A 21,039-nucleotide genomic window follows, 5' to 3' on the forward strand; every position below is an offset into this window, starting at 1 on the left:
CAGTAGTATACTGTCTATTCATACAGTGTCTATAGGCTTGTGATATTTTTTCTTATTTTTTCGAACACACGTTATAGTAAATAAACATAACAAATTGAATTAATTAAAATATTCCAATCGATTCTTTATTGTGAGAAATGCATATTCGATCGCACTTTGTCTTACTTCACTACGATCACCAGTAAAATATACAGTAGTTTCTTGATGCCAATTCGTTTTATCTGCAAAACCAAAACATACAGTCCCAACAGGCTTATCTTCTGTTGCCCCTCCTGGACCTGCAATACCGCTAATTGACACACTAATATCAGCATGACTGTTACGTAACGTCCCTATTGCCATCTCTTTGACTACTGCTTCGCTCACTGCACCAAAAGCACTTAACGTATCTAAATTAACGCCTAATGATTCTTGTTTTGCTTCGTTACTGTAAGTCACAAAGCCTCGTTCAAACCAAACTGAACTTCCTGCATTTTCTGTTGCACAAAAAGCGACGCCACCACCAGTACAAGATTCTGCACAGGCCATCGTTTTACCTTGTTGCATTAATAGCTCACCAACTTTTTGTGCGAGTTGAGTATTTTTTGTCATATCCATTAGATTCTTTCCATCTTGATTCGAATTTTATTCATTCTATCTTTGATTGCCGTCTTGATTCACGTATTCTTAACGGCAAATATTCTCTCCATCTATTAGGTCTCGTTGTGGCAATAAAATCAACTGAAAAACACACCCCAATGATGCAACAGTACTTGCGTTTAAAATCTGAAAATCCGGATATCTTACTGTTCTATCGTATGGGCGATTTTTATGAACTTTTCTATGATGATGCCAAACGAGCGTCCCAACTGCTTGAGATATCGTTAACTAAACGCGGCTCGTCAGCAGGTGAACCTATCCCTATGGCAGGTCTTCCATATCATGCTGTTGAAGGTTACTTAGCAAAGCTTGTTCAACAAGGTGAATCTGTTGCTATCTGTGAGCAAATTGGCGATCCCGCAACAAGTAAAGGCCCTGTAGAGCGTAAAGTTGTTCGTATCGTAACGCCGGGGACCGTAACAGATGAAGCACTTCTTCCAGAACGCTTTGATAACCTAATTGCGGCTATTTTTCATCATAAAGGTCGCTTCGGTTATGCCACATTAGACATTACTTCTGGTCGATTCAAAGTCTCAGAACCAAGCACTGAAGAATCAATGTTGGCAGAGCTTCAACGAACCTCTCCTACTGAACTTTTATTTAGTGAAGATTTCGAGCCGGTACATTTACTAGAAAAGCGCAGCGGTAACCGTCGTCGCCCAGTATGGGAGTTTGAATTAGACACAGCTAAACAACAGTTGAACCAACAATTTGGCACTCGTGATCTTATTGGTTTTGGGGTTGAAAAGGCAGAGTTTGGATTGTGTGCTGCTGGCTGTTTAATTCAATACGTAAAAGACACGCAACGTACAACCTTACCTCACATTCGTTCTATTGTGATGGATCATCAAGATGACTCAGTGATCTTAGATGCCGCAACGCGTCGTAATTTAGAGATAACCCAAAATTTAGCGGGTGGCTTTAATCATACGTTATCTGAAGTTCTCGATCATACATCAACGGCGATGGGTAGCCGCCTGTTAAAACGTTGGTTACATCAACCAGTAAGAACTCATAATGTATTAAACCAACGCCTTGATGCGATTGGGGAATTAAAAGAGAGTGGATTATTCACAGAACTGGCTCCACAGCTAAAACAAATTGGTGATGTTGAACGAATTCTTGCACGCTTAGCTTTACGCTCTGCTCGTCCAAGAGATTTAGCTCGTTTACGTAATGCATTACAGCAATTACCTGAATTGGCACAAAGCACTAAAGAATTTGAACAATCTCATTTATTAGAGCTTGCTTCCCTTGCACAGCCTATTGATTCCATTTGTGAATTATTAGAACGAGCAGTAAAAGAGAACCCTCCCGTTGTTATCCGTGACGGTGGTGTCTTGGCTGATGGTTATAATGAAGAATTAGATCAATGGCGAGACTTGGCAAATGGGGCAACGTTATTCTTAGAGAAGTTAGAACAAGAAGAACGTGAACGTCATGATATTGATACTTTAAAGGTCGGCTATAACAACGTTCACGGTTTTTATATCCAGATAAGTAAAGGTCAAAGCCACAAAGCGCCAGCTCACTATGTGCGCCGTCAAACATTAAAAAATGCAGAGCGTTACATAATTCCTGAGCTTAAAGAGCACGAAGACAAAGTATTAAGCTCAAAATCAAAAGCTCTCGCAATAGAGAAAAAACTGTGGGAAGAACTATTTGATCAACTTCTGCCTCACTTAGAGCAACTTCAATTAATGGCCAATGCAATTTCTGAATTAGACGTACTAAGCAACCTTGCTGAGCGCGCTGACACCTTAAATTATTGCCGCCCTACCTTATCATCAGATATAGGAATGAAAATTGAAGGCGGTCGCCATCCAGTTGTTGAACAAGTGATGAGTGCCCCATTTATTGCCAACCCAATCAATTTAAATAATAACCGTAAAATGTTGATCATTACCGGACCAAACATGGGTGGTAAGTCAACGTATATGCGCCAAACAGCATTGATTGCTTTAATGGCTCATGTTGGTTGTTATGTTCCTGCTGATTCTGCACACATAGGCACATTAGATCGTATTTTTACTCGAATTGGTGCATCCGATGATCTCGCATCTGGACGTTCTACTTTCATGGTTGAAATGACAGAGACAGCAAACATCCTTCATAATGCCACTAAACACAGCTTAGTTCTTATGGATGAAATTGGTCGTGGTACAAGTACTTATGATGGATTATCTCTTGCTTGGGCAAGTGCTGAGTGGTTAGCTACAAAGATTAACGCAATGACGCTATTTGCTACCCATTACTTTGAATTGACAGAATTACCCAACCTATTTAATGGATTAGCCAATGTTCATCTAGATGCTGTTGAGCATGGAGATGAAATTGCCTTTATGCATTCAGTTCAAGATGGTGCTGCCAATAAATCTTACGGTCTAGCTGTTGCTTCTCTTGCGGGCGTGCCAAAAACGGTAATCAAAAAAGCAAAACAAAAACTTCAACAACTTGAAAATGGTCAACCTAAAAGCCAGTCATTAACGGCGATTCAAGTAAAACAAGAGCATCAATTGTCTCTTATTCCTGAGCCAAGTGAAGTTGAAGAAGCATTGGCAAAAGTAAATCCTGATGATTTATCTCCACGCCAAGCATTAGAAGAGTTATATCGCCTAAAAGCGCTTTTATAATTTAAACCACACCTCAATTTTAATTAAGGCAATAACGTTAATGTTATTGCCTTTTTTATATATCCTCTTTCTTTACCTTTATAATTTCCTATCTTATTTATATAGAGAATGAGTTGCCCCCATAGAAAAACCTCTCATTATTTTCAACTGAATTTGACTATTTACTCAAAAGGCCTTTTACTTAACATAAATTTAACAACGAATAAGAACTATAAATTGCAGGATGCCGCTATGAGCCAATCACTATTCGATCATAATACCAACCCTCAACTTCCCCATGGGGCAATGCTTGAATGGGCTGAAAAAAAACCAAATGCTATTTTCCTTCGTCAAATTAAAGAAAGACATTTTGTTGATTACACTTTTTCAGAAGTCGTAGATAAAGCATTACGATTGGTTACGTCATTACAACAACTTGGAATAAAACCAAAAGATAGAGTTGCTTTAATTTCTAAAAATTGCGCAGAATGGTTTATTACAGATTTAGCATTAATGCTTGGTGATTTTGTCAGTGTTCCTATTTTTCCAACAGCAGGGCTAGAGACCATTGAACATTGTTTAACACACAGTGAAAGTAAAGCGCTTATCGTAGGGAAACTCGATAATAACGAAGCAACGACACAAGCCATAAAAAATCTTCCTCAACTCTCTACTATCGCTTTTAACTACGATTCAGCAGCTCAATGTAAATATCAATTTGAGTCTCTAATTAAAGATAATCCTCCTTCTGATTTCAGACCAGATCATAATGACAATACGCTAATGTCAATTGTGTATACTTCAGGAACTTCTGGGTTACCAAAAGGGGCAATGCTAACTTTTGGGGGGTTTAGTCGCTCCTCTAAACACTTAGTTAATCATATTGGTATGCAACCTGATGACCGATTATTTTCCTATTTACCTCTTGCCCACATCACTGAACGAGTTTATATATTAGGCTCAGCCTTCTTTGGTGGAATTCAAACCGCTTTTCCTGAATCTTTAGATACTTTTATTGATGATGTAAAAATGCATCGCCCTACTTTATTTATCTCTGTACCTAGATTATGGACAGTATTTCAACAACGCATCCAAGATAAGCTCCCTCAGAAAAAATTAAATATCCTACTTAAGATCCCTTTTATCAATAATATTATTAAGCGTAAATTAGCTGATGGATTAGGGCTAGATAAGGCACGAGTTCTTGGTTGTGGTTCAGCTCCCGTCTCAGCAGGCCTATTAAAATGGTATGAAAGTATCGGTTTAAATATTACCGAAGCATGGGGAATGACGGAAACATTCGCCTATAGCACACTCAACCATCCTTATCGTTCTGACAAGGTTGGAAGTGTGGGTTCAGCAGGGCCTGGCGTTGAATTAAAGATAGCGAAAGATGAAGAAATATTAGTTCGTGGTGATGGTTTATTTGCTGGTTATTATAAAAATGACGAAGCAACCACAGAAAGTTTTAATAAAGAAGGTTGGCTACATACCGGAGATATTGGTTCAATTGATTCAGAAGGATTCTTAACAATTCAAGGCCGTAAAAAAGATACGTTCAAAACGGCAAAAGGGAAATTTGTTGCTCCTGTTCCTATCGAAAAACGTATTTTTGATTTAAGTAATCTAGAAATGATGTGTCTCATTGGTTCTGGACTTCCGGGCCCAATTCTATTAGCAGTTCCTCACTCATACACTAACTTTGATCAAGCTCGTTACGAACGAACAGCCCTCAAAAACTTAGAGACAATTAATAGTGGTTTAGAGTCACATGAGAAGCTAAAAGGCATATTAATGGTTAAAGAGCCTTGGAGTATAGAGAATGGGATTTTAACCCCCACACTAAAGATTAAACGCCATATTTTAGAGAAAAAATACCATGAGCTTGCCTCTAACTGGCCAAAAGATAAAAAAATAATCTGGGAATAAGCAACAAATAAACCAAGATAACACCATAAAAATCAAACTAAGAAACGAAAAAGGCAGCAAGAGGCTATAAATAGCACCTTACTGCCTTTTTATTAAAAATAAAAAAATCAAATAGATATTAAACCCAATCACTTAGCTAAGAAATAATCAATAAGACCATGACTTTAAACTTAACTATTATAAATAAGCGCCTTACTTTAAAACCAAACCATAAAGCCCACTTATAAAAGACAACAAACAAAGCAACCGTTTCCTATAAAATAAAAACAACAAAAACAAAACAATAAAAAACTTATAAATCAAATAGTTAATCAAGCAAACAACACTTAACACAAACAATTGCAACTTATGATTATTGACATTATTATTAATCCATTTAAACTCCTGTCCGTTTATCAAAATACTGACCAAAAAACATTCAGAAAAACGGAGTTTACATGTCCCATGATAATGATTTTAGCTTAGGTCCTGTACCTAAATGCGCAAGAAAAGGTGTAGTGTCACTTACTTTAGTTATGCTCGGACTCACCTTTTTCTCTGCAAGTATGTGGACAGGCGGCGCTCTAGGAACCGGACTTTCTTTTAATGATTTCTTCCTCGCAGTCCTTATTGGTAATTTAATTCTCGGTATTTACACTTCTTTTCTTGGTTACATCGGCGCTTCAACTGGTTTATCTACCCATCTCCTTGCTCGTTTCTCTTTTGGTTCTAAAGGTTCTTGGATCCCCTCTTTACTTCTTGGCGGTACTCAAATCGGCTGGTTTGGTGTTGGTGTTGCAATGTTCGCAATCCCTGTTCACAAAGCAACAGGCATTGATACCAACGCATTAATCGTAATATCAGGTCTATTAATGACGGTTACTGTTTATTTTGGTATCTCGGCATTAATGGTTCTTTCCATGATTGCGGTTCCTGCTATTGCCGTCTTAGGTGGTTACTCTGTGTTTACCGCCGTTGATAGTATTGGCGGTATTGCTGAACTTCAAAAGATCCAACCAACAGAACCAATGGACTTCTCTATTGCACTTGCCATGGTTGTCGGTTCATTCATTAGTGCAGGTACATTAACCGCAGATTTTGTTCGATTTGGTAAAAAACCAATGGGAGCCGTTGCTATTACAATGATTGCATTTTTCATCGGCAACTCATTAATGTTTATATTTGGTGCCGGTGGTGCTGCAGTTACAGGACAATCTGATATTTCTGAAGTAATGATAGCTCAAGGTCTACTGATCCCTGCAATCATCGTATTAGGTTTAAATATTTGGACGACTAACGATAACGCCCTTTATGCATCAGGCCTTGGCTTCTCAAATATCACAGGCTTACCAAGTAAGTATATTTCAATGCTTAATGGTTTAATTGGTACTGTGTGCGCGTTATGGTTATATAATAACTTTGTAGGCTGGTTAACTTTCCTATCAATAGCTATCCCACCAATTGGAGGGGTTATCATCGCTGACTTCTTTATGAACCGTAAGCATTACATGGATTTTGAAAACGCAAAATTTCAAACGATTAACTGGGCAGGTATAATCGCTGTTGCTATTGGTGTTGCCGCTGGTAATTTCCTACCTGGTGTTGTTCCTGTAAACGCCGTTTTTGGTGGCGCACTAAGTTATCTAGTACTTAACCCTCTTTTAAACAAAGAAAAAGCATCTAAAACAGAAGCTGCATAGAAGAATTCTTATGACTAATTTATTAATTAAAAATGTGGCATTACGAGATCAAGAAGGGTTATTTCAAATCTTGATCCAAGATGGTCAATTCAAAACTATCGTATCAAATGAGCAAGATCTTGCTTTTTCAGGTGACACCTTAGATGCTGAGGGCGGCCTTGCCAATGCACCATTTTGTGAGCCTCATGTTCACTTAGATACGACTCAAACTGCAGGCGAGCCAAGCTGGAATATCTCAGGAACTCTTTTTGAAGGGATTGAACGTTGGTCTGAACGTAAAAAACTTCTAACCATTGAAGATGTTAAGAGCCGCGCTAAACAAACACTAAAATGGCAAATCGCGAACGGCATTCAACACGTTCGTACCCATGTAGATGTGTCTGACCCAACATTAATCGCACTAAAAGCAATGCTTGAAGTAAAAGAAGAGATGAAAGAGTGGGTTGATATCCAAATCGTCGCTTTTCCTCAAGAAGGCATTCTTTCTTACCCAAATGGTAAAGAGCTATTAGAAGAAGCAGTCCAACTTGGTGCTGATGTTATTGGTGCAATTCCTCATTTTGAATTTACTCGTGAATACGGTATTGAATCTCTGCATTACGTTTTTGAACTGGCACAAAAATACGATCGTTTAATTGATGTTCATTGCGATGAAATTGATGATGAACAATCACGTTTTGTTGAAACCCTAGCTGCACTTGCTCATAAATTTAATATGGGTGAAAAGGTCACAGCAAGCCACACCACAGCAATGCACTCTTACAATGGTGCTTACGCCTCTCGTTTATTCCGTTTATTAAAAATGTCAGGCATCAACTTTGTTGCAAACCCATTAGTGAATATTCACTTACAAGGGCGCTTTGATGACTATCCTAAACGTCGTGGGATTACCCGCGTTAAAGAGATGCTTGCAAGCGATATCAACGTCTGCTTTGGTCATGATGATGTGTTTGACCCATGGTATCCACTAGGTACAGCAAATATGTTGCAAGTACTGCATATGGGGCTGCATGTATGCCAAATCATGGGTTATGAACAAATTAACCAAGGCCTTGACCTAATTAGCTATAAATCAGCAAGAACACTAAACATTCAAGATAACTATGGTATTGAAGAAGGTAAGCCAGGTAACTTAATTATTTTACCTGCAGAAAATGGCTTTGATGCACTGCGTCGCCAAGTTCCTGTTCGTTACTCGATCCGTCAAGGTAATGTAATTTCAGAAACTCAACCAGCAACAACGACCATTACTTTAGATAAACCAGAGGTGGTTTCATTTAAGCGTTAATTGGAAGTTCAATAATCAGATACCAATGGGAGCCTTTGTGCTCCCATTTTTTATGAATATTTTTTAAGGGTGAATGCTATACTTATCCTAATTCAAGATAAATGGCGATATTATGACACAGCAAAATAACCCGCTTCACGGTTTGACCCTGCAAGCAATCTTAACAGAATTAGTTGAACATTACGGTTGGGAGGAATTAAGCTACATGGTTAATATCAATTGTTTTAAATCTGATCCAACCATTAAATCAAGTTTGAAATTTTTGCGAAAAACCGAGTGGGCGCGAGTTCGAGTAGAAAATATCTATTTGAAACTTCAACGTCATAAAGAAAAAGCAGAAAAATTAAATTAATCTGAATAATGCCAATTCCAGTAATTATCTAATCGTTATTACTGGTTTAAACCGCAATCGAAATATTCAATCGATTAAAAACAAAAAGCCCCGTAAGTTTGCACTTACGGGGCTTTTTTAATTAAAGAGCGTTAGCCAGAATTACTTCTTAGCGTTAGCTTCTTTAACGTCAGCAATTACTTGCTCTGCTACGTTCATTGGACAAGGTGCGTAGTGAGAGAACTCCATAGAGAACTGACCACGACCAGAAGTCATTGTACGTAGTGAACCGATGTAACCAAACATTTCTGAAAGAGGGATGTCAGCTTTAACACGAACACCAGTTACGCCAGCCATTTGGTCTTTGATCATGCCACGACGACGGTTAAGGTCACCGATTACATCACCAACGTGATCATCTGGAGTAAACACGTCTACAGCCATGATTGGTTCTAGAAGTTGAGCACCAGCTTTTGGCATAGATTGACGGAATGCACCTTTCGCTGCGATTTCAAATGCTACTGCAGATGAATCGACTGCGTGGAAACCACCATCTAGAAGTTCGATTTCAACATCAAGAACAGGGAAACCAGCAAGAACACCAGTATCCATCATGCCTTTAAAGCCTTTCTCGATTGCAGGCCAGAATTCTTTAGGAACGTTACCGCCCACAACAGAAGACTTAAATGCAAAACCTGAACCAACTTCACCTGGTTTCATAACGTAGTCGATCTTACCGAACTGACCAGAACCACCAGATTGTTTCTTATGCGTGTAGCTATCTTCAACAGGTTGAGTAATAGTTTCACGGTAAGCAACTTGAGGTTGACCAACAGTAAGGTCTACACCGTATGTACGACGAAGGATATCAACTTTAATGTCTAGGTGAAGTTCACCCATACCTTTAAGGATTGTTTCGCCAGTTTCTTCGTCAGTTTCAACTTGGAAAGATGGATCTTCTGCAACCATTTTACCGATAGCAATACCCATTTTCTCAGTACTGCCTTTATCTTTAGGCGTTACTGCGATTGAGATTACTGGTACAGGGAAAACCATTGGCTCAAGTGTTACTGGGTGCTTAGGATCACAAAGAGTGTGACCAGTTTGCACGTTTTTCATACCAACGATAGCGATGATATCGCCAGCTTGTGCGTAAGTTAATTCATTACGATCATTCGCTTGCATCTCAACCATACGGCCAACACGCTCAGTTTTACCTGTGAATGAGTTAAGAATTGTGTCGCCTTTGTTCAATTTACCAGAGTAAATACGAACGAAAGTTAGGGCACCAAAACGGTCATCCATGATTTTGAATGCTAGTGCTTTGAATGTTTCGTCTACAGAAACGATAGCGTGTTCGCCAGTTTCTTCGCCTTCTTCATTCATTAGCGGTTGAGGATCTACTTCTGTTGGAGAAGGTAGGTAATCAACAACAGCATCAAGGATTAGTTGCATACCTTTGTTCTTAAATGCAGAACCACAGAATGCAGGGAAGAAATCCATTGTGCGAGTACCCTTACGGATACATACTTTTAGTTGCTCAATAGTAGGTTCTTCACCTTCCATGTAAGCTTCCATTAGATCGTCGTCTTGCTCAACAGCAGTTTCAACTAGCATCTCACGGTATTCTTCTACTTGATCAACCATGTCCGCAGGAACATCTGTGATTTCGTAGTTTTCAGGAAGACCAGAGTCATCCCAAACGTATGCTTTACGAGTTAGAAGGTCAACAACACCAACGAAATCGTCTTCGATACCGATAGGAAGAACCATAACTAGTGGGTTAGCACCTAGTACGTCTTGAGTTTGCTTAACAACACGGAAGAAGTCAGCACCCATACGGTCTAGTTTGTTAACGAAGATAATACGTGCAACTTCTGATTCGTTCGCGTAACGCCAGTTAGTTTCTGATTGAGGTTCAACACCACCAGAACCACAGAATACACCGATACCACCGTCAAGTACTTTAAGAGAACGGTAAACTTCAACTGTGAAGTCAACGTGTCCAGGAGTATCGATAACGTTAAAACGGTGATCTTTCCAGAAACAACTTACAGCTGCTGATTGGATAGTAATTCCGCGCTCAGCTTCCTGTTCCATGAAGTCAGTAGTAGATTCGCCATCATGAACTTCACCAGTTTTGTGGATCTGACCAGTAAGTTTTAGGATACGTTCAGTTGTGGTAGTTTTACCCGCATCAACGTGCGCGAAAATACCAATATTTCTGTATTTTGATAAATCAGTCATTGTTTTACTCTATTAATAGGATAGAAAATGCGCGCAGAGTATAACATAAACTGCCAATTGGTATATGCTTTGTTCTATTTTTGGATAGAATTTAGCCCAATTAACCCCTGCTTACTTTCTGCTATGGCAAATTATAGTCGAATTTACACAATTTCAAATACAAAGAATAGTGAAAATTCGTAATTATTATCGATTATAGTTCATCGAAGGCATCAATCGCCTCTGATAACTTCTTCACACCATGTATTTGCATGCCTTCAATACCCCCTTTGGGCATATTAGCAGCAGGAACAATAGCGCGTTTAAAACCATGTTTATAAGCTTCCATTAAACGCTCTTGCCCGCTAGGAACAGGACGAATTTCGCCAGCTAGGCCTACCTCACCAAAAACCACCACATCTTTTGGTAATGGACGATCTTTAAAGCTAGATAATAACGCCATTATCAACGCTAAATCAGCACTGGTTTCTGCCACTTTGACACCACCAACGACATTCACAAAGACATCTTGATCAGCCATCTGTAATCCACCATGTTTATGAAGTACAGCAAGTAACATGGATAATCTATTTTGATCTAAGCCAACAGAGACACGGCGAGGATTTGATAATTGAGAATAGTCCACCAATGCTTGTATTTCTACCAACAACGGACGTGTACCTTCCCAAACGACCATTACAGAACTGCCTGAGGTTTCCTCTTCACCGCGAGATAAGAAAATCGCAGATGGATTACTCACCTCTTTCAAGCCTTGTCCTGTCATTGCAAATACGCCAAGTTCATTCACTGCACCAAAACGGTTTTTATTACAACGTAATGTTCTAAAGCGGCTGTCGGCACTGCCATCAAGTAATACCGAACAGTCAATAATGTGTTCAAGTACTTTTGGTCCAGCTAATGTACCGTCTTTTGTTACGTGTCCAACAAGGAAAATAGAGACATTATTTTGTTTTGCATAACGAGTTAATGTAGTTGCTGACTCTCTAACTTGAGAAACACTGCCCGGTGAAGATTGAACATCATCGACATGCATTACTTGAATAGAGTCAATCACCATAATCTTAGGCTTTTCTTTTTCTGCAATTTTGCAAATTCGATCAATACTTGTTTCCGAAAGCATTTTTAAATTATCTTTTGGCAAACCAAGGCGTGATGCTCTCATCGCTACTTGTTGCAAAGATTCTTCACCTGTGACATATAACGTTGGCATATCCGCAGCAAGTCGACACATGGTTTGCAGTAATAACGTAGATTTACCCGCGCCAGGGTTACCACCAATCAAAATAGCCGCCCCGGGAACAATCCCTCCCCCAAGCACTCGGTCAAATTCTTTAAAGCTGCTACTAAATCGAGGGACTTCTTGTAAGTCAATACTTGATAATGCTTGAACTTCAGATTCAGAACTAGAACCGGCATACCCAACCAAGCGTTCATTACGAGCAACTTGAGGCGACGCGGCTAATCTTACTTCAGTTATCGTGTTCCACGCCCCACAAGCGCTACACTGCCCTTGCCAACGAGGGAAGTCTGCCCCACAATCATTACAAACGTAGGCTCGTTTTGCTTTTGCCATATATCACCGACATAAATTTTATTGAAGTGAGGGGTATTATTATTTAACTCATTAACGTTAAATATTTTAGCCATTCAGCCGATAACCCCATTAGATTGTTATTACTGTACCAGAAATCATGCAGCAAGAAGAATATCAAAGCTACGTAGATCAACTTATCCCAGTCTTTGGCGAACCTGATTTTGAATTGGTTTGCGCTCAAGTTATGGCACATGAACACCCTTCAGTTCATTTAATCGTAAAGATTGAATTGAAGCGCATCATGACGCCTTGCAAAAAGAACATTGATTTACGCGGTCGAGTTAAAGGGCAATGCCATCAATATGAATTAGATGGTTATACTCACTGGTTAGATGATGTTGCCATTAATACTTATCATAAGACAATCGAACGCTATGGTAGCTACACTGAAGGTGTATGGGCAGCATTAACAAATACTAGAAATAACTTTCGTGTTCTACATAAAAATAAAGAACTGATTACTGCTGTTGATGAACATAATGACAGTAATCTATTTAAAGCAAGATTGATTCGTTTTGGGCATTATCTAACTCGTAGCGAAAACCGCCTACGTATGTCGACTCAAGTGACCGTGTTATTACCTAATGGTAATCTTATTCACGGTACAAGCAGCGACTTATCCTCTTCTGGTGCTCGAATTAAAGTACCGACGGCTTTTGAATATGGTTTAGGCCAAATTATTCAAGTAAGTTTCCCAAGTCTTGCAAAAGACACCGGCATTAAAGATCTTAATGGTGACTTTCCTTATCGTATTCTTGGTATCCATGATAGTGAAGAAAACGATAGCTACCGTTGGTTGCGCTTAAAAATGGAAGCCAATCATGATGTCATTGCAACAGCCATTGACGAAAAACTAAATAAGAACAAGCGTCGAACTCAGCATGATCAAAAAGATCAAATAGTGCGAGCAAGAACTCAAGGTTATGAGCATTGCTTCTTAAAGCATACAACAAACATTCCTCTGTTCTTCTCTGGTGACAGCTTAAAGTACGCCGTTATTACTGATCACAATGAATCCCTTTGGAAGCATTGGCATGACGAGAAAAACCAACCTGTCATTAATCATCTTTTTAAATCTGAACGTATGCAGTTTTTAACCAAACCAGGATTAAAAGCCAGCCGTACTCATTTTTATAGTTTTAAGCATGATCATGAAGATCGAGAGCTTTTCTATTCCATGATGTCATCTGAAGGAACTCAAGAAGAGCGTCAGTTGTTTTGGCACATCGGTGCAAAAAGAAAAAGTTGGAAAGTGATCCGCCTTTCACTATTTGAATTGGCAAAAGGCGATAAAGAAAGACTACTCACAGTCGCTCCAGAGATGGAAGGCGTACTTTCGACTCTAACGCACATGGGAATTTTAACTGAAATTAATCTCCCTGAAACACAAAAAGATTACCTATTAACGGATAAGCCAAGCCTTGAACCAAAAGCGTTAAACCCATATCGCCACCCTGTGACTCCACTTTGTCAGGCACATGCATTGTATTTTGATTCAGCCCCGCGCCGAGCAGAACCAAGATTCAATTATCAAACATTAATTACGTTATATCACCCTAGTTTTGGAGAAATAACGGGTAGGACTCTAGATATTTCTATTAATGGTTTATCTATTTTATTAGATAAACCAGCACTATTAACTAAAAAATCAGACGTAAAAATAACGTTTAATGATTTACAAAATCTAGACAAGAATACGCCATTAAGTCGCATTGGCTATCACGTATTAAAAGTGGCATCAGATGGGCTTAACATTCAATTACACATTGAAGATAATCTACAAACTCAAAAAAGTAAGGCATTCCTAGGTCGCTTAATTCAGCATAATATCGAAAGATTACCTATGGATTATGAGCAACTGCCATCAATGGATATGCTTAGAATCATGCATCAATTGTTGTTAACAAAATTAACGACAACACCATTTTTTATTGAGAAGGATAATCATAAAATTAAAACACGATGCATTGGCGTTAATTTTCCTCTTAATCGATTAAATAAAATTTGGCAGCATTTAGGGGATGAACATAGTTTAAACCTAGAACCAATTTTCAAATCAAGAGTGCAGAGATTACTCATTGACCCACTAAAAACACCTGCGAATCAGCGCTCACATCATCATGAGATCTACCTCGCTGTCGTCATTAAGGATGGGAAAATAAAATCCGTATTCACTCGAATGCTGCAAGAATTTTCATCTTATAATGACCGCTTAACTTTTATAAGAAAAGCCAAGGAGCATGGTGAGTTTTTAGCGATACGAGTAACAACTACTGCGGTTAAAAACCCACTATCAACAACCTCAGAAATAGAACTAAGTCAATTAGCTCAATATGCGATCCATTACGCTAGGGCATTGGAAGATGAGCTATCAAGCATTGTGGGTTGTGGTGAAATAGCCGATATCACAGATGAAGTACTTATACGTTTAGAGTTAGGGTGAGCTTTTAAAAAAGTAGAAGATTATTCAACAATTAACTGAATAATCCTCTACTTTGAAAATCTACCAACTCAACTTTTTATTTAATAAAAGAGAAACTGACAGAATACAAGCGACCCCACCTAAATCAGCATGTCTCACTGCAGTTTGAGCTTGTTCTTGTACTTTCAGTTTTGCATGATAAGCGATCCCAAGCCCTGCAGCTTCCATCATCACAAGATCATTAGCCCCATCACCGACAGCAACAGTATTACTAATATCTATGTCATATTTATCTGCTAGTTCTACTAAAATTTCAGCTTTAGTTTCAGCACTTACAATATCACCTAACACTTTCCCAGTAAGCTTACCGTCTACAATCTCTAGTTGATTTGATTGGGCATGTATTAAGTTTAATTCTTCTTTAAGGTAATCAGAGAAATAAGTAAAACCACCAGAAGCAATAGCTGGTTTCCAACCGTATTTATGCATAGTAGCAACAAGTTCTCTAATTTCAGACATAAATGGGAGCGTTGATTTCACTTGAGCTAATATTGATTCATCTGCCCCTTCAAGAGTGCCTACACGCTGAAGCAAACTTTCTTTAAAATCAAGTTCACCTTGCATCGCTCTTTCTGTGACTTCTGATACTTGTTTACCTACACCGGCAAGCTTTGCTATCTCATCAATACACTCTATCTCTATAGCAGTAGAGTCCATATCAAATAAAATAATACCCGGTTTGGATAAATCTGGAATGTCTTTTACTTCAGCATAATCAAGTTCTAGTTCATCAAGAATCGTTTTGTGTTCAGAGGTAATTGTTCCAGCTATGGCTGCGACTTCATAGTGGCCGACTTTCCAAGTCGCTATGATTTTAGATGGTTCTCCAACAAAGAAATCGATATCTTGAAAATGTTCTGGGGATAAATGGTATCCATACACTACCCAACCTGTTTGTTTGATATCAAGTTGGCTTATTTCTAGCGTTGATGAAAAACGCGTTAATAAAGGTATGTTTTTCTTAATTAAAAATGGGGTTATCGTATCCATGATTCGTATCCTTACTAATCCTGTCTCAAAAATACCGATTGAAGAGCAGATGAGCAAGAGTCAAACGACATAAACTGCTATTTTTCTTTAATTTGGGTATAATTCCGACATTCTAATTTCTCTGGTGCTCATTAATGTTGTCTCAAAATTTTGTCATCAAAGGTCTAATGCTACTTTCTCTTATGGCGTTCAGTTACTTTATCTTAATCAACAGTACGGTGATCAGTGACAGTAACCAAGTTATTCAAAATAAACAGTTACAAGACCTAAGCCGCACTATGGCTCGTCAAGCTGCTCTTTTCTCTGTTGATAATATTAAACAAGATAATCACGAAGGATTATTACTACTGGCGAATAACTTAGCTAAAGAATCTTTAGTATTTGATGCGACGATTTATGATGCAGAAGGTGGAATTTTAGCTAAAAGTGATAATGCACTTACTGCATCTCAAATTACAGGTTTGAATACCCCGCTATCAATTGATGGGATTGGTCGACAACAACTGATTGAACCGATTGTAAAAAATGACCATTTACTGGGTTTTTTAAGAATTACCTTTGAAAAGTCGACGCTAACAGGGTTTGCTAATCATCACTATCGCAAAAGTGACCGTTTGATGTTTGGTATGCTAGCAATAAGTTTAGTCTCTGGAATGCTTATTATGGCTTTACTTCGAAAACGTAAAAATTCAAGTAAGCCTATTACTACCTTATTTGGTGGAAAATCATAAAAAAGAAAGGCGATGAAGTTACCCTCATCGCCTTTTTTATTTCTACACATTTTCTTTATAGGTGTTATTTGTCGCCAAGTAATACTGAGTCTAGTGCGATTAGCATCATTTCATCAAACGTTGTTGCACGCTCGTCTGATGTTGTTTGCTCACCGGTTTTAATGTGATCCGATACTGTACAAATTGCTAATGCTTTTGCACCGTATTCAGCAGCAACACCGTACATGCCAGCCGCTTCCATCTCTACACCTACAATTCCGTATTTGTCCATTAGATCAAACATGCTCGGATCTGGTGTATAAAATAGCTCAGCAGAGAAAAGGTTACCCACTTTTACATCGATACCACGCGCTTGAGCTGCTAGCTCTGCATTACGAACCATTTCATAATCAGCAATAGCGGCAAAATCATGATCTTTGAAACGAATACGGTTAACTTTAGAGTCAGTACATGCGCCCATACCAATAACAACATCACGTAATTTGATGCCTTCATTAACTGCGCCACAACTACCTACACGGATAACTTTCTTAACGCCAAAATCTTTTACTAGTTCAGTCATGTAAATTGAGCATGATGGGATACCCATACCATGGCCCATAACAGAGATTTTGCGCCCTTTATACGTTCCAGTAAAACCGTACATATTACGAACATCACACACTTGAACTACATCATCAAGAAATGTCTCAGCAATGTATTTTGCGCGGATTGGGTCACCTGGCATCAGTACTACGTCAGCAAAATCACCCATTTCAGCATTAATATGTGGAGTAGCCATAATTTGTATCCTTTCTTTTAACTTTAAATAGAAAAAAAGCAGCAGAGCGGACTCTACTGCTTATTATTTTTATAGGAAAGATTTTCCATATTCCATATCAGAGATTTCAAAATACTCTGCTAAGGTCTGCCCGATATCTGCAAACGTATCACGACGACCTAATGAACCCGCTGGTACTTTATGCCCATAAACAAGAACAGGAATATGCTCACGCGTATGATCAGTACCTGGCCATGTTGGATCGCAGCCGTGATCCGCCGTTAGAATAAGAATATCGTCTTCTTTCAGCATATCCATGATTTCAGGAAGACGACCATCAAAATATTCTAACGCTGCTGCATAACCTGCAACATCACGACGGTGGCCATATGCTGAATCGAAATCTACAAAGTTGGTAAATACGATGGTGTTATCACCCGCCGTTCCAATTGCGTCTTTAGTTGCATCGAATAAAGCAGGAATACCTGTTGCTTTTGTTTTTTGCGTAATGCCACAACCAGCATAAATATCAGAGATTTTACCAATCGAGTGTACTTGGCCATTCTTCTCTTCAACTAATTTTTGTAGCACTGTCGTTGCTGGTGGCTCTAGTGATAAATCACGACGATTACCAGTACGCTCAAATTTACCTTTGCCTTCACCAATAAATGGACGTGCAATAACACGGCCAATATTGTAGTCAGCAAGCTCTTCTCGAGCAATTTGGCACAGTGTTAATAGATTATCTAAACCAAATGTCTCTTCATGACACGCAATTTGAAACACAGAGTCAGCAGAGGTATAGAAGATTGGCATACCCGTCTTCATATGCTCTTCACCTAAATCATCCAGTACTTGTGTACCTGATGCATGGCAGTTGCCTAGGTAACCAGACAAGTTTGCACGAGCAAGAATACGGTCGGTTAATTCTTTTGGAAAACTATTTTCTTTATCAGAAAAGTAACCCCAATCAAACAGTACAGGTACACCAGCAATTTCCCAGTGACCTGAAGGCGTATCTTTACCTGAAGACAATTCTGCAGCATGACCGTAAGCACCGATGATCTTTGCATTAGCGTCTAAACCTGCTGCAAATTGACCTGTAGATTCTTTACCAGCCATCGCTAAACCAAGCTTAGATAAGTTTGGAAGAGTTAAAGGACCTTGACGGTTACTGTTATCCGCTAGACCTTTATCACATTGCTCAGCAATATGACCCATAGTATCTGAACCTACATCGCCAAATTTTTCAGCGTCGCCTGCGGCACCAATACCAAATGAATCAAGTACTAAAATTATTGCACGTTTCATGTTTTCTTCCTTACACATCTTCAGGGCGAATTTTGCGATAAACTTCCGGAGTCATTTCTGGTTGTTCATCACTAATCACGATTGCTGCTTTTACAGCATCCGCGGCTTGTTGCCATTGTTCTTCATTGCGTGCGTGGATCATCGCTAATGGTTGTTCTATATCTGCAGTTTGACCAAGTCGGATCATATCACTTAAACCAACCGCATAATCAATAGTATCGGTTGCAACACGACGTCCACCACCCATGCCTACAACCGCCATACCTAAATCACGAGTATCCATTGCATTAACAAACCCTGCTTTATCTGCAAATACAGGTTTAATAATTTGCGCGCTTTCTAAATGGTTATCGTAATTTTCAATAATATCACTCGGACCACCAAGCCCGAAGACCATTTTACCAAAGCATTCTGCTGCTTTGCCATTATCTAATACCGTTTGTAATTTAGCTCGTGCTTCTTTTTCATCTTTTGCTAAGTTAGCAATCACTAGCATTTCAGCACACAGTGCCATTGTTACTTCGTATAAACGAGGATTACGGTATTCTCCTGTTAAGAAACGAATCGCTTCACGCACTTCTAATGCATTACCTGCTGTAGAGGCTAACACTTGGTTCATATCAGTAAGTAATGCGGTTGTCTTAGTTCCAGCACCATTAGCTACTGCTACGATAGATTTTGCAAGCTCTTCTGATGCTTCGTAAGTTGGCATAAATGCACCAGAACCTACTTTAACATCCATTACTAACGAGTCTAAACCTGCTGCTAATTTCTTAGATAAGATAGAGGCCGTGATCAATGAAATATTATCAACCGTTGCTGTGACATCACGAGTCGCATACACACGTTTATCAGCTGGCGCTAAATCGCCCGTTTGGCCAATAATCGCTACACCCGCGTCTTTGGTTACTTTTCCAAAAATCTCATTGCTTGGCATAATATTGTAACCAGCAATAGATTCTAGTTTATCCAATGTACCGCCGGTATGACCTAAACCACGACCAGAGATCATAGGAACATAGCCACCACACGCAGCCACCATAGGACCAAGCATTAACGAAGTCACGTCACCAACACCACCTGTTGAATGTTTATCAACAATAGGTCCGTCAAAGTTCATGTGGCTCCAATCAATCACCATTCCTGAATCACGCATTGCACACGTTAATGCGATACGTTCTGGCATTGTCATTTCATTAAAGTAGACCGCCATTGCAAAAGCTGCAATTTGACCTTCAGAGACGGTATTTTTTGCAACTCCTTGAATAAAGAAGTTAATTTCTTCTGTTGTTAGTACTTTATTGTCACGTTTTCTGCGAATAATCTCTTGTGGTAGATACATTAGTGCCTCCCCAATCTTGGTTGGGTAATTTATATAGGTAGGGTTGAGGTAGGTGAGACGGTAATGCCTCACCTAAGTCGATTTATTTTTTAGCTATAAATCAAGTAACGAGAAACTAGTAAGCTGATGGGTCAGCTGTTTCTTCTGTTACTTCTAATGTATTTAAAAGATTAGTCAGTAAGCTTGATGCACCAAAACGGTAGTGCATATTATCAGCCCAATCGCCACCTAAAATATCATCAGCCATTGCTAGATATGCTTGTGCATCTTCAGCAGTACGAACGCCGCCAGCAGGCTTAAAGCCAACTGTTTTAGCTACGCCCATATCACGAATTACTTCTAGCATCATGCGTGCGTATTCAGGAGTTGCGTTAACTGGCACTTTACCTGTTGAGGTTTTAATAAAGTTAGCGCCTGCTTCGATACAGATTTGAGACGCTTTCTTAATAAGAGCTTCTTCTTTTAGCTCACCCGTTTCGATGATAACTTTAAGAAGGATATCGCCACACGCTTCTTTACATTGCTTAACCAGTTCAAAACCTACAGTTTCGTCACCAGCAATAAATGCACGGTATGGGAATACCACATCAACTTCATCTGCGCCGTAAGCGACAGCTGCTTTAGTTTCAGCAACAGCGATAGCAATATCGTCATTACCGTGTGGGAAGTTAGTTACTGTTGCAATGCGTACTTCTGGTGTGCCTTGTTCGCGCAGCGTTTTCTTAGCGATAGGTACGAAGCGTGGGTAAATACAAACAGCGGCTGTATTACCGACTGCTGTTTTCGCGTTCTTACATAATGCGATTACCGCTTCATCTGTGTCGTTATCGTTAAGAGTTGTTAGATCCATTAATTTTAATGCACGTAGTGCCGCTGCTTTTAAATCGCTCATTGTTATCTCCAAAATAGAATAAATTCTTTGATAGTTTTGCTGTTCATTTATTAAGTTCAACAGCAAATGAGCGGACTTGATTCCCTGAAGACTTGAGCGCATAACGCCCAATCAATATCCATTTTGCCGCCAGTCCTTACTTCATATCATGAAGCAGTACTGTATAACGTCTCATCATGAGACACCGTTGAAACATGGTTCATTTTATCAAT

Annotated in this window: 15 protein-coding genes; 7 read left to right on the plus strand and 8 right to left on the minus strand. The window is 39.2% G+C overall.

Going from position 1 to position 21,039, the window contains the following annotated elements; translation table 11 throughout:
• Positions 1-99 precede the first annotated feature (99 nt).
• Positions 100-597 carry a CinA family protein gene (locus BTO23_RS09370; protein WP_060992416.1) on the minus strand — a complete coding sequence of 166 codons (498 nt, stop codon included), beginning with the start codon at positions 595-597 and terminating at the stop codon, positions 100-102.
• A 113-nt stretch (positions 598-710) separates the two neighbouring features.
• Here BTO23_RS09370 and mutS point away from each other — a divergent pair, with 113 nt between their 5' ends.
• From mutS to BTO23_RS09395, 5 genes are all read left to right on the plus strand, one after another.
• Positions 711-3,272 carry a DNA mismatch repair protein MutS gene (mutS, locus tag BTO23_RS09375; RefSeq protein ID WP_061030327.1) on the plus strand — a complete coding sequence of 854 codons (2,562 nt, stop codon included), beginning with the start codon at positions 711-713 and terminating at the stop codon, positions 3,270-3,272.
• Between the two features lie 231 nt (positions 3,273-3,503).
• The gene (locus BTO23_RS09380) at positions 3,504-5,180 is read left to right on the plus strand and encodes an AMP-binding protein (protein ID WP_061030279.1); all 1,677 of its coding nucleotides are present in this window, start codon (positions 3,504-3,506) and stop codon (positions 5,178-5,180) included.
• A gap of 437 nt (positions 5,181-5,617) precedes the next feature.
• Positions 5,618-6,859 carry a cytosine permease gene (gene codB / locus BTO23_RS09385; RefSeq protein WP_105063403.1) on the plus strand — a complete coding sequence of 414 codons (1,242 nt, stop codon included), beginning with the start codon at positions 5,618-5,620 and terminating at the stop codon, positions 6,857-6,859.
• 10 nt (positions 6,860-6,869) lie between these two features.
• Positions 6,870-8,147, plus strand: a complete 1,278-nt coding sequence (locus BTO23_RS09390; protein WP_060992419.1) for a cytosine deaminase — start codon at positions 6,870-6,872, stop codon at positions 8,145-8,147.
• 112 nt (positions 8,148-8,259) lie between these two features.
• Entirely contained in the window at positions 8,260-8,499 is a 240-nt protein-coding gene (locus tag BTO23_RS09395; RefSeq protein ID WP_045101298.1) for a VF530 family protein, read from the plus strand.
• A 141-nt stretch (positions 8,500-8,640) separates the two neighbouring features.
• Here BTO23_RS09395 and fusA read toward each other — a convergent pair whose 3' ends face one another.
• Together fusA and radA are read right to left on the minus strand one after the other, a co-directional pair.
• Entirely contained in the window at positions 8,641-10,725 is a 2,085-nt protein-coding gene (gene fusA, locus BTO23_RS09400) for an elongation factor G (protein ID WP_060992420.1), read from the minus strand.
• 193 nt (positions 10,726-10,918) lie between these two features.
• Positions 10,919-12,298 carry a DNA repair protein RadA gene (radA, locus tag BTO23_RS09405; protein WP_061004562.1) on the minus strand — a complete coding sequence of 460 codons (1,380 nt, stop codon included), beginning with the start codon at positions 12,296-12,298 and terminating at the stop codon, positions 10,919-10,921.
• Between the two features lie 118 nt (positions 12,299-12,416).
• Between radA and BTO23_RS09410 the strand changes: the two genes are divergently transcribed.
• On the plus strand, positions 12,417-14,762 hold the full coding sequence (locus tag BTO23_RS09410; protein WP_061004564.1) for a PilZ domain-containing protein: 2,346 nt from the start codon (positions 12,417-12,419) through the stop codon (positions 14,760-14,762).
• Between the two features lie 60 nt (positions 14,763-14,822).
• On the opposite strand, the gene serB is transcribed toward BTO23_RS09410, so the two are convergent.
• Positions 14,823-15,791: a phosphoserine phosphatase gene (serB, locus tag BTO23_RS09415; RefSeq protein ID WP_060992423.1), complete on the minus strand. Its 969-nt coding sequence runs from the start codon at positions 15,789-15,791 to the stop codon at positions 14,823-14,825.
• A 134-nt stretch (positions 15,792-15,925) separates the two neighbouring features.
• Here serB and BTO23_RS09420 point away from each other — a divergent pair, with 134 nt between their 5' ends.
• A complete protein-coding gene (locus tag BTO23_RS09420; RefSeq protein WP_061012802.1) occupies positions 15,926-16,522 on the plus strand; it encodes a YtjB family periplasmic protein in 597 nt (198 codons plus the stop codon).
• Positions 16,523-16,586: 64 nt separating this feature from the next.
• On the opposite strand, the gene deoD is transcribed toward BTO23_RS09420, so the two are convergent.
• The 4 genes from deoD to deoC form a co-directional block, all read right to left on the minus strand.
• Positions 16,587-17,303: a purine-nucleoside phosphorylase gene (gene deoD, locus BTO23_RS09425; RefSeq protein WP_060992425.1), complete on the minus strand. Its 717-nt coding sequence runs from the start codon at positions 17,301-17,303 to the stop codon at positions 16,587-16,589.
• Between the two features lie 69 nt (positions 17,304-17,372).
• Entirely contained in the window at positions 17,373-18,593 is a 1,221-nt protein-coding gene (locus BTO23_RS09430) for a phosphopentomutase (protein WP_105063404.1), read from the minus strand.
• Positions 18,594-18,603: 10 nt separating this feature from the next.
• Complete coding sequence (gene deoA / locus BTO23_RS09435; protein WP_105063405.1) at positions 18,604-19,935, minus strand: thymidine phosphorylase; 1,332 nt, start codon at positions 19,933-19,935, stop codon at positions 18,604-18,606.
• Positions 19,936-20,050: 115 nt separating this feature from the next.
• Positions 20,051-20,827, minus strand: a complete 777-nt coding sequence (gene deoC, locus BTO23_RS09440) for a deoxyribose-phosphate aldolase (RefSeq protein ID WP_105063406.1) — start codon at positions 20,825-20,827, stop codon at positions 20,051-20,053.
• Positions 20,828-21,039: the final 212 nt, after the last annotated feature.

This window comes from Aliivibrio sifiae (assembly GCF_002954715.1).
Lineage (GTDB): Bacteria > Pseudomonadota > Gammaproteobacteria > Enterobacterales > Vibrionaceae > Aliivibrio > Aliivibrio sifiae.

Bases quoted from the DNA above. Each gene is read 5' to 3' on its own strand.
- BTO23_RS09370 (WP_060992416.1), bottom strand. From the start codon at position 597: ATGGATATGACAAAAAATACTCAACTCGCACAAAAAGTTGGTGAGCTA.
- BTO23_RS09380 (WP_061030279.1), top strand. From the start codon at position 3,504: ATGAGCCAATCACTATTCGATCATAATACCAACCCTCAACTTCCCCAT.
- codB (WP_105063403.1), top strand. From the start codon at position 5,618: ATGTCCCATGATAATGATTTTAGCTTAGGTCCTGTACCTAAATGCGCA.
- BTO23_RS09390 (WP_060992419.1), top strand. From the start codon at position 6,870: ATGACTAATTTATTAATTAAAAATGTGGCATTACGAGATCAAGAAGGG.
- BTO23_RS09395 (WP_045101298.1), top strand. From the start codon at position 8,260: ATGACACAGCAAAATAACCCGCTTCACGGTTTGACCCTGCAAGCAATC.
- fusA (WP_060992420.1), bottom strand. From the start codon at position 10,725: ATGACTGATTTATCAAAATACAGAAATATTGGTATTTTCGCGCACGTT.
- radA (WP_061004562.1), bottom strand. From the start codon at position 12,298: ATGGCAAAAGCAAAACGAGCCTACGTTTGTAATGATTGTGGGGCAGAC.
- BTO23_RS09410 (WP_061004564.1), top strand. From the start codon at position 12,417: ATGCAGCAAGAAGAATATCAAAGCTACGTAGATCAACTTATCCCAGTC.
- serB (WP_060992423.1), bottom strand. From the start codon at position 15,791: ATGGATACGATAACCCCATTTTTAATTAAGAAAAACATACCTTTATTA.
- BTO23_RS09420 (WP_061012802.1), top strand. From the start codon at position 15,926: ATGTTGTCTCAAAATTTTGTCATCAAAGGTCTAATGCTACTTTCTCTT.
- deoD (WP_060992425.1), bottom strand. From the start codon at position 17,303: ATGGCTACTCCACATATTAATGCTGAAATGGGTGATTTTGCTGACGTA.
- BTO23_RS09430 (WP_105063404.1), bottom strand. From the start codon at position 18,593: ATGAAACGTGCAATAATTTTAGTACTTGATTCATTTGGTATTGGTGCC.
- deoA (WP_105063405.1), bottom strand. From the start codon at position 19,935: ATGTATCTACCACAAGAGATTATTCGCAGAAAACGTGACAATAAAGTA.
- deoC (WP_105063406.1), bottom strand. From the start codon at position 20,827: ATGAGCGATTTAAAAGCAGCGGCACTACGTGCATTAAAATTAATGGAT.